At 70.9% G+C, this 14,620-nt stretch carries 12 protein-coding genes; 8 read left to right on the plus strand and 4 right to left on the minus strand.

Going from position 1 to position 14,620, the window contains the following annotated elements; translation table 11 throughout:
* Nucleotides 1–182: 182 nt before the first annotated feature.
* Nucleotides 183–1,451: a sensor histidine kinase gene (locus OG966_RS11830; protein WP_326649505.1), complete on the plus strand. Its 1,269-nt coding sequence runs from the start codon at nucleotides 183–185 to the stop codon at nucleotides 1,449–1,451.
* Nucleotides 1,452–1,543: 92 nt separating this feature from the next.
* The gene (locus OG966_RS11835) at nucleotides 1,544–2,200 is read left to right on the plus strand and encodes a response regulator transcription factor (RefSeq protein WP_326649506.1); all 657 of its coding nucleotides are present in this window, start codon (nucleotides 1,544–1,546) and stop codon (nucleotides 2,198–2,200) included.
* Between the two features lie 95 nt (nucleotides 2,201–2,295).
* Here the strand turns inward: OG966_RS11835 and OG966_RS11840 are convergent, their stop codons facing one another.
* Nucleotides 2,296–2,829, minus strand: a complete 534-nt coding sequence (locus OG966_RS11840) for a GNAT family N-acetyltransferase (RefSeq protein ID WP_326649507.1) — start codon at nucleotides 2,827–2,829, stop codon at nucleotides 2,296–2,298.
* A 197-nt stretch (nucleotides 2,830–3,026) separates the two neighbouring features.
* Here OG966_RS11840 and OG966_RS11845 point away from each other — a divergent pair, with 197 nt between their 5' ends.
* Nucleotides 3,027–4,583: a DUF1996 domain-containing protein gene (locus tag OG966_RS11845; protein ID WP_326649509.1), complete on the plus strand. Its 1,557-nt coding sequence runs from the start codon at nucleotides 3,027–3,029 to the stop codon at nucleotides 4,581–4,583.
* 80 nt (nucleotides 4,584–4,663) lie between these two features.
* Here the strand turns inward: OG966_RS11845 and OG966_RS11850 are convergent, their stop codons facing one another.
* Nucleotides 4,664–5,158 (minus strand): hypothetical protein, encoded by a 495-nt coding sequence (locus OG966_RS11850; RefSeq protein WP_326649511.1) that lies wholly within the window; start codon nucleotides 5,156–5,158, stop codon nucleotides 4,664–4,666.
* Between the two features lie 104 nt (nucleotides 5,159–5,262).
* On the opposite strand from OG966_RS11850, the gene OG966_RS11855 reads away from it, so the two are divergent.
* From OG966_RS11855 to OG966_RS11870, 4 genes are all read left to right on the plus strand, one after another.
* Complete coding sequence (locus OG966_RS11855; RefSeq protein ID WP_326649513.1) at nucleotides 5,263–8,349, plus strand: alpha-N-acetylglucosaminidase; 3,087 nt, start codon at nucleotides 5,263–5,265, stop codon at nucleotides 8,347–8,349.
* Between the two features lie 127 nt (nucleotides 8,350–8,476).
* Nucleotides 8,477–9,277 (plus strand): tyrosine-protein phosphatase, encoded by an 801-nt coding sequence (locus OG966_RS11860; protein ID WP_326649514.1) that lies wholly within the window; start codon nucleotides 8,477–8,479, stop codon nucleotides 9,275–9,277.
* 47 nt (nucleotides 9,278–9,324) lie between these two features.
* Nucleotides 9,325–11,361 (plus strand): hypothetical protein, encoded by a 2,037-nt coding sequence (locus tag OG966_RS11865; RefSeq protein WP_326649515.1) that lies wholly within the window; start codon nucleotides 9,325–9,327, stop codon nucleotides 11,359–11,361.
* A 108-nt stretch (nucleotides 11,362–11,469) separates the two neighbouring features.
* Nucleotides 11,470–12,219, plus strand: coding sequence for a TetR/AcrR family transcriptional regulator (locus OG966_RS11870; RefSeq protein WP_326649516.1), 750 nt, complete (start codon nucleotides 11,470–11,472; stop codon nucleotides 12,217–12,219).
* Here OG966_RS11870 and OG966_RS11875 read toward each other — a convergent pair.
* Nucleotides 12,204–12,329 carry a hypothetical protein gene (locus OG966_RS11875; protein ID WP_326649517.1) on the minus strand — a complete coding sequence of 42 codons (126 nt, stop codon included), beginning with the start codon at nucleotides 12,327–12,329 and terminating at the stop codon, nucleotides 12,204–12,206. The genes OG966_RS11870 and OG966_RS11875 overlap by 16 nt on opposite strands.
* A 114-nt stretch (nucleotides 12,330–12,443) precedes the next feature.
* On the opposite strand from OG966_RS11875, the gene OG966_RS11880 reads away from it, so the two are divergent.
* A complete protein-coding gene (locus OG966_RS11880) occupies nucleotides 12,444–12,953 on the plus strand; it encodes a GNAT family N-acetyltransferase (RefSeq protein ID WP_326649518.1) in 510 nt (169 codons plus the stop codon).
* Nucleotides 12,954–12,973: 20 nt separating this feature from the next.
* Here the strand turns inward: OG966_RS11880 and OG966_RS11885 are convergent, their stop codons facing one another.
* Complete coding sequence (locus OG966_RS11885; protein WP_326649519.1) at nucleotides 12,974–14,569, minus strand: fused response regulator/phosphatase; 1,596 nt, start codon at nucleotides 14,567–14,569, stop codon at nucleotides 12,974–12,976.
* Nucleotides 14,570–14,620 lie beyond the last annotated feature (51 nt).

The following is a 14,620-nucleotide window of genomic DNA, read 5'->3' on the forward strand; positions in this document are numbered from 1 at the left end:
GAGTACGACCCTAGAAATCCGCGCCCCGCCGTCCCAGCCGTCAAGGCCCCCTTCCGCGGAGACGAAAGGCGAGTACAGGGGGGTGGTGCCAGGTACACCCCCAGTTGGTGTCCGGGCCCAGTGCCGTGACAAACCGGCACCGGCCACACTGGTGTCCGGGAACGGACAACGAGGGGAATCCGATGAACGCGACGAAGGCACGTGCCGCGGTGCTGGCCGGCGCACAGGGACTTGCGCTGGCACTGATGGCGCTGGTCGGCTCGGTCACGGTCTTCGTCCTGGCGGTGGTCTCCATCACGCTCGTCCCGATCGGTGTGGGTGTCTTCACCACACCCGCCGTTCTGCACCTGGTGCGGGCCCACGCCAACAGGCGGCGGCTGCTGGCTGCCCAGTGGTCCTCGGTACGCATCCCCCTCCCGTACCGCCCCTTCCCCCGCGATATGCGCACCGGCATCACCGGCCGGGTCGAGCGCTGCACGCTGATGCTGAAAGACCCTGCGACGTGGCGCGATATGCAGTGGCTGGTGGTGGACATGACGGCGGGGGCCGTCGTCGCGATCTTCCCTCCTGCGCTGGTGCTGGAGGGCGTCTTCGGGCTGCTGCTGCCGGCCGGGCTGTGGCAGCCGATCGTCAGTGCGAGCGGCACCTACTGGTACTCGTTCGTCCCGGTCACCGGCTGGGGCACGGCCGGTCTGGCCGCGCTGCTCGGTCTGGTCTGGCTGACCGTCGCCATGAACGCCGGCGGGCTGCTGATCCGCACCCATTTCAGGCTCACCCGCGCCATGCTCGCCCCGAACCTCGACCTCGAGCTCGAGCAGCGCATCGACCGCCTCACCGAGACCCGTCACGACGCCCTGGACACCTCGGCAGCCGAACTGCGCCGTATCGAGCGGGATCTGCACGACGGAGCACAGGCCCGGCTGGTCGCCATGGGAATGAACCTGGGCGCCATCGAGGCGCTCATCGAAAAGGATCCGGCGCAGGCCAAGGAGCTCATCTCCAGCGCCCGCAAGTCCTCCGCCGAGGCGCTGACCGAACTGCGCGACCTGGTCCGCGGCATCCACCCGCCCGTGCTGGCGGAACGGGGCCTCGGCGACGCGGTCAAGGCCCTGGCGCTGCGGCTGCCGGTCATGACCGAGGTGGACGTGGAGCTGTCCGGCCGGGTGGACGCGCCGGTCGAGTCGGCGGCGTACTTCGCGGTCAGCGAGGCTCTCACCAACGCGGTCAAGCACTCGGGCGCGGAACGGTTCTGGGTCGACGTCAGCCACTCGGGCGGCTCGCTGCGTATCGCGGTCACCGACAACGGCAGGGGCGGCGCCACCATCGGAACCGGCTCCGGCCTGAGCGGTATCGAACGCCGGCTCGGCACATTTGACGGCGTCCTGGCCGTCAGCAGTCCCGCAGGCGGTCCCACCATGGTCACCATGGAGATCCCTTGCGAGTTGTCCTAGCGGGCGCGGATCATTGACGTGCGACGGCATGCCGGCCGGCCGCAGTCCGGCGAGCGGCACCGCAGCCGACAACCCTGAAGATGGAGCCCCCCTTGCGCGTTGTCCTGGCCGAAGATCTGTTCCTGTTGCGTGACGGCCTGGTCCGCATGCTCGAGGCTTACGACTTCGAGATCCTGGCCGCCGTGGAGAGCGGGCCCGAACTCACCAAAGCGCTCGCGGAGCTGGAGCCGGACGTCGCCGTCGTCGATGTCCGGCTCCCGCCGTCGCACACGGACGAGGGTCTGCAGTGCGCCCTGGCGGCGCGGCGGGCCAGACCCGGGCTGCCGGTGCTCGTGCTCTCCCAGCATGTGGAGCAGTTGTACGCGCGTGAGCTGCTGGCGGACGGAAACGGCGGGGTCGGCTATCTCCTCAAGGACCGCGTCTTCGACGCGGAGCAGTTCATCGACGCGGTACGGCGGGTGGCCGCCGGCGGTACGGCGATGGATCCGCAGGTGATCTCGCAGCTGCTCTCGCGGCGGGCGCAGGACAAGCCGATGGGCGGACTGACCCCGCGCGAGCTGGAGGTCATGGAGCTGATGGCGCAAGGCCGTTCCAATGCCGCGATCGCGGGGCAGCTGGTGGTCACGGAGCGGGCGGTGGCCAAGCACACCTCGAACATCTTCGGGAAGCTGGATCTGCCGGTGTCGGACGACGACAACCGCCGGGTGCTGGCGGTTCTGGCGTATCTGGACCGCGGCCAGTTGCAGTGATCCGCAGCGTTTTCGAGAAGTCCCTCCCCCGGACTTCGTCCGGGGCCCCCAGCCCGGCGGGCGGACGGCACCACTTCTGAAACGCGGGGCGGCCCTCAGGCCTCGTACTCCGTGAGGTCGATCGCATAGACGCTCAGCGGGAAGCCGTACTGCGGGTGCGTCGTCTGGCGCACCAGCTCCATGCCGAGCTTGCGGATCACATTCTCCGATGCCTCGTGGCCGGTCCGCGCGATGCTGACCACGCGGTCCAGGCCGCGGTCCTGGAGCGCGAACTCCAGTGAGGCGTGGGCGGCTTCGGAGGCGTACCCCTGGCCCCAGAACTGGCGGCCGAGCCGCCAGCCGATCTCCACCACGGGCAGCACCTCCGGCAGGAACTCAGGGACGGACAGGCCCACGAAGCCTGCCAGTTCGCCCGAGGCGAGGAGCTCGACGGCGAAGAGGCCGAAGCCCTCCTCGTCCCACTCCTCCTCCCATCGCTCGATGTCCTCGGCGGTCTGCTCGAGATCGCGGACCGAGCCGTCGCCGATCCACTCCATGACCTCCGGGTCCGCGTTGATCTCGGCCATCGGGGCAAGGTCGTCCTCGTGCCAGCGGCGGAGGAGGAGTCGGGGAGTCTGGATCTCGGTCATGGGCCCCATCCTGCCATCCGCGGGCGCGTCCGACTTCAGCGCAATACGACGGTTTTGCTGATGGAGAATTCTACGAATTCCCGATCCGGAACCACGCGGCTTGAACACCCCATGAGCCACACCCGTATGGAACGACGCGCTTCTCCCTCAGCCGGTACCCCCCTAACCCACACCCGGCGACGAAGCAGAGGAGTTCCATGGGACACGCAACGAGAAAACGCTCGACGCTGGCGAACAGGGCGATCGTCGCCTCCGCCGCATTGATCCTGGGCGGGGGTGGGCTGGTCGCGGTCAATGTGTATGCATCCGCGGGCGAAAACCATTCCGGTCAGGGCTCCGAGTGGACCAAGAAAGCCGGGCAGGGGCAGCAGGTGTCCACCATCGACTGCCCCGAAGTCGCGAACGACCTCCCGGACGTGCCGCCCCAGGCACGCCAGGAAGTCGACGGTGAGCTGGCCAAGATGGACAGCCAGATCACCGACGCGTACAAGAGATTCGCCGACCAGAAGCAGCAGGTCGAGAGCGATCCCCAATTCGGCAAGAACGCCATCCTGAATCCCCTCAGGGACAAGCGGCGGGCGAGCATCGACCGGATTGCCACGGCCATCGGCCGGAACGCCCAGCGTCCGCAGGGCATGGAAGACCTCGCCGATTGCTCGCTTCAGGCCGACGACCCCAACGGGCAGGACGACGGCCAGGGTGACGCAGGCGGCCAGGCCGACGGGAACGACGGCGCCGGGCAGGGTGACACCGGCCAGGACGGTGGTCAGAATGGTGACCAGAATGGCGGCCAGGACAACGGTCAGGGCGGTGACCAGGGCAATGGCCAGGGTCAGGGCGATGGCCAGGGGAACGGCGGCGCACAGGGCAACGGCCCCGAGGCCGCCGACTTCGTAGACATCCAGTCGGTCCAGCCGAACGTCGCCCAGCCCCAGCAGCAGCAGGGCGGCTCCAAGGGATCCTTCGTCACCGAGTGCGGAAAGAACGAGAACGGCAAGTTCAATCCGGACAATGTCATCGTCGCCCCTGGTGTGAGCAATGGCGCGCACCATATGCACGATTACGTCGGCAACCAGGCCAATGACGCATTCGCCAGTGACGACGACCTCGCAAACGGTGACACCAGTTGCCAGAACCAGGGCGACAAGTCCACGTACTACTGGCCTGTACTGCGACTGCAGAACGGGCAGGACGAGAACGACGCCCAGGCGGACGGCGGTGGCAAGGACCAGAACATCGGAGAGATCCAGACTCCGTCCCAGGTCACGCTGAATTTCGTCGGCAATCCGGTGAGCAAGGTCACCGCAATGCCTCGTTTCCTGCGGATCATCACCGGTGACGCCAAGGCATTCACCAACGGCGATGCGAACGCGAATGCGTCCTGGAGCTGCACCGGATTCGAGGACCGTCAGCTGAAGGACAAGTACCCGATCTGCCCCGAGGGCAGCCAGGTGGTGCGCTCGTTCAAGTTCCAGAGCTGCTGGGACGGCCAGAACACCGACAGTGCGAATCACCGCACCCATGTGGCCTTCGCGGACAACAACGGCAACTGCGGAAACGGGTTCAAGGCGATCCCGCAGCTGGTCCAGCGGATCGTGTACGACGTCCCGCCGGGCCCCGGCTTCGCGGTCGACTCCTTCCCGGAGCAGCTGCACAAGCCGGTCACCGACCACGGTGACTTCATCAACGTCTTCGACGACAACCTGATGAACAAGGTGGTGAACTGCATCAACGGCGGCAAGAAGTGCACGTGATCCACTGACCCGGACGGAGCGGCCCCCCTGGCTGGGGGGCCGCTCCGCTGTGGTCGGCCCCCCACCAAGTACCTGCGCGGTCAGCTCCCGTGGTGCCCCGAGTGGCCCCCCTGGCTCTCCCCACTGTCACCGCTGCTCCCCGAGTGGTGCTGCGAGCCGGTCTCCACCGATCCACCGAGCCGGCCGCGCAGCGCTGTGACCACCTTCGCGTCGCCGACCGCGACCCACTTCCTGCCGACGAGATACGTGCCGCCGTAGTCGTTGGCCTCGTTGATCCATTCGCGCTGGCCGCGGTCGGTGGCAAAGGTGGCCAGCACATACTTTCCGTCACCCGTGGTGCAGTTGGCCTGCCGGAGCTCGGCCGCATCCGTCTGGATGTTCGGTTTGCACTCGGCCTTCGCCGCCAGCTGCTCAAGGCTGCCCGTCGCCGTCTTCGGAGGTTCGGGACTCTTGTCGCCGCCGCCACGCCCGTCGCCGTCATCGCCCGCTCCGCAGGCCGCGGTAAGGGTCAGCACCAGAACTGCCAGTGCTGCCCGGGCCGTCCGCCTCGCGCCGGTGTTCGTACTCGTACTCATCCGGCCATCGTGCCCTCTCGCCCTCCTGTCGGGTAGCCGAACGCCGGGTAACCTGCGCGACACGCACGCACCTGTTGTCACTCGAGCAACATGGAGGAGCGCTGATGAACGAGCTGTCGAGACGTACTCTGCTGGGCACCGCAGGAGCGATCGGCATCGGCGCGGCGTTAGCCGGGCACACGCCCGCGGCCGCCGCCGGAGCCGCCGTCCCGGCCCCGGCCCCGGCGTTCTCCACGACACCCGCCCACGCGGCACTCCAGCGGCTGCTTCCCCGCCACGCCCGCCAGTTCCGGCTACGGGCTCTCGAAGGCCCCGAGCGCTTCCGTGTCACCGGCTCCACCGGCCGTATCGAGGTCGCGGGCACCAGTCCCGCCGTGCTGCTCACCGGAGTCCACTGGTACCTCAAGTACACCTGCCGGGCGCACATCTCCTGGTCCGGCAGCCAGCTCGATCTGCCCGGACTGCTGCCCGCGCCCCGTGACGCGCTCGAACGCTCGGCGACCGTCCCGCACCGGTTCGCGTGCAACGACACGCACGACGGCTACACCGCCCCGTACGCCGACTGGGCCCGCTGGGAGCGGCTGCTCGATGTCCTCGCCCTGCACGGCTGCAACGAGGTCCTGGTCACCCCCGGCCAGGAGGCCGTCTACCACCGGCTCCTGCAGGACTTCGGGTACACGGACACGGAGGCCCGCACCTGGCTCCCCGCGCCCTCCCACCAGCCGTGGTGGCTGCTGCAGAACATGAGCGAGTACGGCGGCCCGCTCAGCCCCGCACTCATCGAGAGACGCGCCGGCCTCGGCCGACAGATCACCGACCGGATGCGTGAACTCGGTATGCACCCCGTCCTGCCCGGCTACTTCGGAACGGTCCCGGACGGCTTCGTCGCCCGCAACCCCGGCGCCCGCGTCGTCCCGCAGGGCACCTGGAACGGCAGGCGCCGCCCCGACTGGCTCGACCCCCGCACCGCGAGCTTCAGCGACGTCGCCGCGGCCTTCTACCGGCACCAGTCGGAACTCTTCGGCGAGGCCGGCCACTTCAAGATGGATCTGCTGCACGAGGGCGGCACCGCCGGGGACGTCCCGGTGGCCGACGCCGCCCGTGCCGTCGAGAAGTCGCTCCGGACCGCCCGTCCCGGCGCGACCTGGGTGATCCTCGGCTGGCAGTCCAATCCGCGGCCCGCGCTGCTCGACGCGATCGATACCGACCGGGTGCTGATCGTCGACGGCCTCTCCGACCTGGACACGGTCACCGACCGGGAGACGGAGTGGGGCGGCGCGCCGTACGCCTTCGGCACCATCCCCAACTTCGGCGGGCGTACGACGATCGGCGCGAACACCGACCGGTGGACCGCGAAGTTCACCGCCTGGCGGGACAAGCCGGGCAGCGCGCTGGCCGGCACCGCGTACATGCCGGAGGCGGCCGAGCGCGATCCCGCGGCCCTGGAGCTGTTCAGCGAGCTCGCTTGGCGCGAGGAGCAGATCGACCGCGACGCGTGGTTCGCGCAGTACGCCGACATCCGCTACGGCGGCGAGGACCGCTCCGCGCGCACGGCCTTCGCCGCGCTCGCCGCGACCGCGTACAAGTTGACCAGCACCGACGGCCGCCCGTACGACTCACTGTTCTGCCGTCGGCCCAGCATGACCTCCTCCATCGGCACCGCCTTCGACCCGGCCGGGTTCGACCGGGCCTTCGCCGCGCTGCTGGACGTACGGCATTCGCTGCGCGACTGTGACGCGTACCGCCACGACGTGACCGATCTGGCCCGCCAGGCGCTCGCCAACCGCTCGCGCACGCTCCAGCTCCCGCTGCGCGCCGCCTACCTGGACAAGGACGTGGACACCTTCCGTGCCCTGTCCGCGCTCTGGCTGAAGCTGATGCGGCTGAGCGACACCATGGCCGGCTGCCATCGCTCGTTCCTGCTCGGTCCCTGGCTGGAGGATGCCAAGCGGCTGGCCACCGGTCCGGCCGAGGCGGTGGAGCTGGAGCGCACCGCCCGTGTGCTGATCACCACCTGGGCGGACCGGACCGCCGCCAACCAGCTCAGCAACTACGCCAACCGCGACTGGCACGGGCTGATCAACGACGTCCATGTGCCGCAGTGGGAGGCGTATCTGGAGGAGCAGGCCGCGGCGATGACCGAGGGCCGCGCCCCCAGGTCCTTCGACTGGTATCCGGCGGAGGAGGCGTGGACGAAGGACCGGCGCGCCTATCCGGTGCGGGAGACGGGCGACGCGTACCGCACCGCCCAGCGCGTGTACGACACGCTCGCCACCGCCCCGTACCAGGGCTTCGTCGCCGTCAGCGCGGACCCGCCGGCCTTCACCCCCGGCAGCACAGGCACTGTCGCCGCGGCCTTCCGCAACTTCAACGGGCTGCGCCCCACCGGCCGCGTCGACCTCGCCCTGACCGGCCCGGCCGCCGAGCCGCAGGGCGCGACCTTCCTGAAGAGCGTGCCCGCCGGCGGCACCGGCACGGTCTCCTGGCGGGTGACGGCGCCCCCCGAACCGCTCACCGAGCCACTGGTCGCCATGGACTACGGGCTGCGCACGCAGTACGGACCGCGTGGCGAGGAGCGGGTGGCCGTCACGCAGAAGGGCAAGCTGCACCTGGCGGCGCCGCTGGATCCCGAGTGGCGCACCTGCACCAGCAATGCGGCAGTCTTCGGGCAGGTCGGCGACCGCTTCGCGATCAATGGCGCGGGCAACGACCTGTGGAGGGGCACCACGCAGTTCGGCGCCGCCTACCGGGAAGGCGCGCTCACCGAAGGCGCGAGCGTGGTCCTGCGGGTGGACTCCCAGGAGAACACCAGCAGTTGGGCCCGGTCCGGCATTGTCGTACGCAACAGTCTGGCGAAACCGCAAGACACCGGATTCCTGAATCTGGCCGCGACTCCCGGCCAGGGCATCGTGCTCTCGTACGACACCAACGCCGACGGCACCCTGGACACATACCGGCGCATCACCGGTATCAAGGCTCCGGTGCTGCTGCGGCTCACCCGCGACGCCGGGGTCTCCTTCACCGGTGCCTGCTCCACGGACGGCGGTGCCACCTGGCGCACGGTCGCCACCGTCTCCGTGCCTGGGTCCGCCGCGGTCCAGGACGTGGGGCTCTTCATGAGCGCGGCCGGCGGTGGCAGCGGGGTCAGGGGCACGGTGCACTTCAGCGGCTGGTCGGTCACCGCGGGGTGATCCGCTGCGGGCAGCACCGGCACAGCCGGTGCCGCGCCGGTGGCCCGACCGTCGACTACCGTTCCGCACAGAGCACGGCTATTCGGTAGATATCGACCCGCACGATCAGTCAGGGAGCCTTCCCGCGATGACCGCGATCCCCGCCCACACCGTCGCCAATCTCCGCGACCTCGGCTCCATCGCGCTGGCCGGCGGCGGTTCCGTACGCTCCGGCCTCGCCTTCCGCTCGGGGATGCTAGACCGGTTCGACGCCGCCGCCGATCCGGTCGTCGCCGCGCTGGGGATCCGTACGGTCGTCGACTTCCGCACCGAGGCCGAACGCCGCTCCCGCCCCGACCGCGTCCCCGCGGGCGGGCGGCTTCTGCTCGCCGACGTCTTCGCCGACCAGGTGGCCTTCGGCCGGACGCCGGCCGCGGCCCAGCTCAAGCAGGTGCTGAGCGATCCGGCCTTCGCCGAGCGGGAGTTGGGCGGCGGCCGTGCGCAGGAGCTCTTCGCGCGCACCTACCGCGCCTTCGTCGGCAGTGACTCCGCGCGGCACGCCTACGGCGCCTTTCTCGGCGAACTGGCCGAGGAAGGCGCGGGACCGCTGCTCTTCCACTGCACGGCGGGCAAGGACCGCACCGGCTGGGCGACGACGATCCTGCTCACCCTCCTCGGCGCGACCCCGGAGACCGTCGAGGCGGAGTACCTCTCCGTCAATACGGCGGTACGGCAGGCTTTCGCCTCATTGGTGGAGGGTTTCACCGCGCAGGGCGGCGACCCGGAGATCGCCCTCGCGGTCATCGGTGTCTTCCCGGAGTATCTGGCGGCGGCGCTGGACGAGGTCGCTGCCCGCCACGGCACGATGGAGAGGTACGTACGCGAAGGGCTCGGCGTCCCGCCGGAGGCGATCGAACGCATCCGGGAGCGACTGACAACGACCGGCTGAGTTCCCGGGCCTGGTGACCGTAAGACGATTCGCTCGTTCTGCTGAACGTGCGCCCACAGGATGTCGTCACCCCTCCCGCTCCCGCCCCCTCCCCCACCGCCGGCCGTGTCGAGGTCGAACAGGCCGAGGCGGCCCTTGTCGAGCACTATCCCCGGCTCGTACGGATCGCGTATCTCGTACTGCCGCCGTCACTCGGCCGCAACCGCCGCGTGCTGACCGCGCACGCCCTCGCGCAGCGCTCGCTGCCGCGCGGCCGCACCGCTCCCGCGGGCGCCACAGACGCCATGGACACCGCGATCCCTGCCTCCCGTCGGGCGCCGGGCGACGCCGACCCCGGATATGCGTATGTGCGGGGAAGGGTGCTGCGCCAGGCCCTGGACGCCGGACTCCCGCTGCGGCGGCTGGCCTGGCCGAAGCGCTCGCAGCTCCCGCCGCTGCTGCCGCACGTGTGGGGTCTGCGGGTCTTCCCGCGCTCGGGCGGTGCCGATGAACTCGCCCTGGACCAGTGGCTCTCCGCGCTTTCGGGGCCCGCGAGGGCCGCTTATGTGCTGCGCGGTCTGGAAGGGCTGTCCGACGCCGATGTACAGCAGGCCCTCGGCGCGGCCGGGGTCGGTGATCCGCAGGCCGCGCTGGCCGAGGCGGACGGCCTGGACCCGGCCGCGGGAGTGGGCCCGGAGGGAGGGGGCACGGAGAGCAGGGGCGCCGAGGGAACGGGCACCGGCGGAAAGGGCGCCGCCGCTCTTCTCGAGTCCTCCGAGTTCGACCCGTGTTCTCTGCAGGCGCGCCCCACCGATCTGATGCGCCGCCGCCAGCATGTCAAGGCGGCCGTGGTGGCGGCCGCGGCCCTCGCGGTGTGCGGCGCGCTGCTCGGGCTGCCGGGCGACGGCTGGGGCAGGGACGGTGCGGCCGCGCCCCCGTACGCGCGTAACCCCGCGGCCGAGTCCGCCCTGGACCCGGCGCTGCTGACCCGGGTCCCCGCCACGGCGTGGCAGCGCTCCTCCCGTACGGACTTCTCCGTCTGGCCGGCCCGCGGCGGTCTCACCGATGACGAGGCGCTGCTGCGCCGCGCGCTCGTGGTCTGGGCCAGGCCCGGCAACGCGGTGCAGGTCTCGGCGACACCCGGCACTCCGCCGGGACCGCCGATGGGCTCGCCGCAACTGCTGTACGCGGGCGAGGTCGACCAGGCGCGTGTGGTGCTGCTCCACGACGGGCTGCGGGTGGTCCGCTATGCCGAGCCGAAGGACGGAACCGGCGGTGTGGCGCTCGACTTCGCGCGGACGGACGGCGCCGACGCCGCCTCCTCGGGCGCGCTCGTGGCAGGCCGTACCGACGGCAGTGTCCGCTATCTGACGGCTCCGTGGGTGCAGAAGACGTCCGTACGCGATCTGCTCGACCCGGCGGGCAGTCCGCGTCCCCTCCAGCGGGGTACCGACGGCGTGACCGGTCCGCTGCCGAGCCCCGCGCAGGCGCGGGACTGCCGGTCCTGGGACGTGCTCGAGCTGCGCGACGACACGGCCGACCGGCTGCTGACGGACCTCGGTGAACTGACCCCCGCCCGGCTCACCTCGGGGCCGCCGTCCGCCCCGAAGGACGTCACCGGTCAGGGGGCCCGCGCCGCGTGGGCCCGTACGGGCTGTCTGCTGTCCGGGGTGCGCGTGCACGGTGTGCGCAGCGTCAACTCGTGGCAGTACGCGCAGCAGTCGCTGCCCGAGTCGAACGGCACGGCGGCCTGGCTGTGCACGCGTGCGGAGACCTGGCGGGGTACGGGGAGCCGGGTCATGGCCCAGTTCCAGGCGCCGGGGGCCCGGGCGGGTGCGCCGGGCGCGATCGCGGCGCGGGCCGAGGACACGCCGTCCTGCGGAGTGCGGGATCCGCGGGTGCTGGCGGGTGTGCTGTGGAAGTCGCGGGCCGGGCACTGGTTCGTACTGGCGGCGGGAAGCGAGCAGTTCGCTTCGCTGGCCACCTCCGGTGGGGTGGACGGCAGCGCGAAGGGGCATCTGCTGGCGGTACCGGCGAAGGAGGGTGCACGGGCGGAGCTGAACGGCCGCCTGGAGGACGGCAGTCGGGTGGGCGCGCTGCACTGAGCGGCTCCCGCCGGCGGGCGGCCCCGGCTCCCTCGAGGCCGGTCCGGACCACTCGGGCCGCACCGACCATCTTCCCGACGTACGTTCGCCGCCCGTTAGGGTGTTCGCATGACGACCGGGGTACGCCGCAGGATGGACGTCGAAGAGCGCAGGCAGCAGCTGATCCGGGTGGCTCTGGAGCTGTTCAGCCACCGCTCGCCCGACGATGTGTCGATCGACGAGATCGCCGCGGCCGCCGGTATCTCGCGGCCGCTCGTCTACCACTACTTCCCGGGCAAGCAGAGCCTGTACGAGGCCGCGCTGCGGCGGGCCGCCGACGAGCTGGCCGGGCGGTTCAGGGAGCCGCCCGAGGGGCCTCTCGGCGCGCGGCTGCTGCGGGTCATGGGACGGTTCTTCGACTTCGTGGACGACCACGGGGCCGGGTTCTCGGCGCTGATGCGGGGCGGTCCCGCGGTCCCCGCGGGCGGAGCCTGCTCAAGGAATGCGCTGTCGGCGACGAACGCCATGATCGATGATGTGCGGCAGGCCGCGTACGAGCAGATCCTGACCCATCTGGGGGTCGATACGCCCTCACCCCGCCTGGAGTTGGTCGTACGGTCCTGGGTGTCGCTCGCCGAGTCGACGGCGCTGATCTGGCTGGACGGACGGCGCATTCCGCGCGGCGAGCTGGAATTGCAGCTGGTGCACGACTTCGCGGCGCTGTGTGCGGTGAGTGCGGCGTACGACGAAGAGATGGCGGACATCCTGATCCGCGTACTCGTGGACGAGCCGGCCGACGGCCCGTTCGGCGATCTGGTCGGCCGGCTCATGACGCTGAAGCCCTCGCTCCCCGAGGTGCCCGCTCAGCGCCTGCGGTAGGACGCTTCCAGGTCGCGCACCTCGGCGCAGACGGGCGCTACGCCCTCGGCCCGCTTCGGTTCGCCGGTGGATTCCAGGTTCGCGGATTCGTCGACGGTGATCTGCGGCATCGGGCGCTCCAGCACGGGTGACGAGGGATGGTCGGGGCACGGTCGGGGCCCGGTCGGGCAGTTGCGGGACTCCACCCTTACGCAGGCCTCCGTGATCCCGTCAATAATGCGGGGATGAAGATCATCTGCCGGCTCGCCGCCCACACCGATGTGGAAACCCTTGTCGCTCTCTTCGACGGGGCCGCCCGCTGGATGCAGCTCAACGGCATCGCCCAGTGGAAGCCCGGCGACAAGGACGCCGATCACTTCGGGCACTGGATGAAGGAGGGGGAGGTCTGGATCGCGGAGACCGGGGACGGCGTAACGATCGGGGCGTACGAACTGTGGTGGGAGGACCAGGCCGCCTGGGGAATCCAGCCTCCCGTGGCCGGGTACGTACACCGGCTGATGATCGACCGGGATACGGCTCCGGCCGGGTTCGGCCGGCTGCTGCTCGCGCACGCGGAGCAGCGGATCGCCGATACCGGGCGGGAGTTCGTACGGCTGGACTGCCTGTCGAACAATCCCGGGCTGCGGACGTACTACGAGGCTGCCGGCTACCGCGTCGCCGGTGAGGAGCCGGGCAAGGTGGGGAAGGACGGCAGCCGCTACGGAGTGGTCCTGCTGGAGAAGCTGGTGAGCTGAAGCCGGTCGATCGGGGCCGGTCAGCTGAACCCGGTCAGCTGAAGGGCCAGCAGCGCGACGTCGTCCTCGCGGGTGCCGAAGCAGTCCAGCAAGGCGTCGCAGAGCGCGGCGACGCCCTGCGGCGCGTGCGCCGCGGCGCGGCGGAGTCGTTCGAGGGAGACCGTGAGGTCCGTGCCGCGGGTCTCGATCAGTCCGTCGGTGACCATCAACAGCCGTTCACCGTGAGCCAGTTGGACCTCTGCCGGATGCGGATGATCCAGCTCGAGACCGAGCAATGGGCCGGAGACCGCCAGGTAGGACGCCTCTCCGTCGTCCGTGACGACCAGCGGGCGGATATGGCCGGCGTTCGCGATCCGGGCGCGGCCGGTGTGCGGGTCGATCAGGGCCAGGCAGACGGTGGCCGTGGCCTCCGGGTGGTAGCGCTGGAGCATCCGGTCGAGGCGGCGCAGCAGAACGGCAGGGTCGCTCTCGTCGGTCGCGTACGCGCGCAGGGCGTGTCGCAGTTCGACCATCACGGTCGCCGCGTCCAGTGAGTGGCCGACGACGTCGCCGACACCGACCAGCAGTCCGGCGGGGGTGGAGAGTGCGACATAGAAGTCGCCGCCGATCTCGGCGTTCCGGGAGGCGGGCACATAGCGCAGAGCCAGGTCGGCCCCGGGCAGCGCCGGCGGCCGCTGGGGCAGGAAGCTGCGCTGCAGGGTCAGCGCCACATGGCGTTCCTCGGCGGTGGTGCGCAGCGTCTCGGCGGTGAGGGCCGTGGCTTGGGCGAGCCGACCGAGCAGGTGTGCCGTGTCCGGATCGTCGGAGGCGCGGGCCGGGCGGGCCAGGCAGACCGGCGGCTGGTCCGCCCGGCTGCGGGCCAGCAACAGGGCCGCGCCGCCGCTGACTTCGGGGACGAGGAATCCCGGCGGCCACAGCGGCGCCGGCGCTGTCACGGGATGTACGCCCGAGCGGCCCGCCATGCACCGCTGCAGCAGCTGGGCCACGGCCGTGCGGGCGCCGGAGTCCGGCGGGAAGTCGCAGCGCAGGCTGCCCGCGTACAGCGCGTCCCCGGGGCCGAAGACAAAGGCCGCCGCCGGGCCGGCGGTGAGCCGGGCGGTGGCGACGGCGGCGAGATCGGCCAGTTCCTGCGGGCCGTGCGCGCAGTGCACCTCCGTGATCGCGGCGGCGAGCCGGGTCAGCCGGCTCGCCTGCGCCTCGGCGTCGTGGCGGGAGCGGGCCCCGCGCAGCGCGGCCCTGATCACCGCTTCGATCTCCTCCGGTTCCACCGGGATCGTCAAATAGGCGTCGGCGCCCGCGTCCAGACCGCGGCTGCGGTCGCGCGGGGTGATCGCCGCGGCGCTGAAGTGCACCACAGGCATCGCGGCGATCACCGGGTGAGCCTTGATCCGGCGGCAGAGCTCGAAGCCGTTCATGTCGGGCAGGCCGATGTCGACCAGCGCGGCGTCCGGCAACGCACCCGACCTGAGTCTCGTATCGAGCTCGATCAGTGCGTCGCCGGCGCTCGCGGTGGGCACCACCCGGTGACCTGCCCGGCGCAGTACCGCGCCCATGGCGTAGCGATTGGCCTCGAGGTCGTCGACGACCAGCACAGTGGCGCCGTCGGCTTCGCTCATGTCGCGCATCTCCTCGGACGGAGGAAACCCCGCTCCGTAGTCGGCCCACCA

Source organism: Streptomyces sp. NBC_01750 (genome assembly GCF_035918095.1).
Classification (GTDB): domain Bacteria; phylum Actinomycetota; class Actinomycetes; order Streptomycetales; family Streptomycetaceae; genus Streptomyces.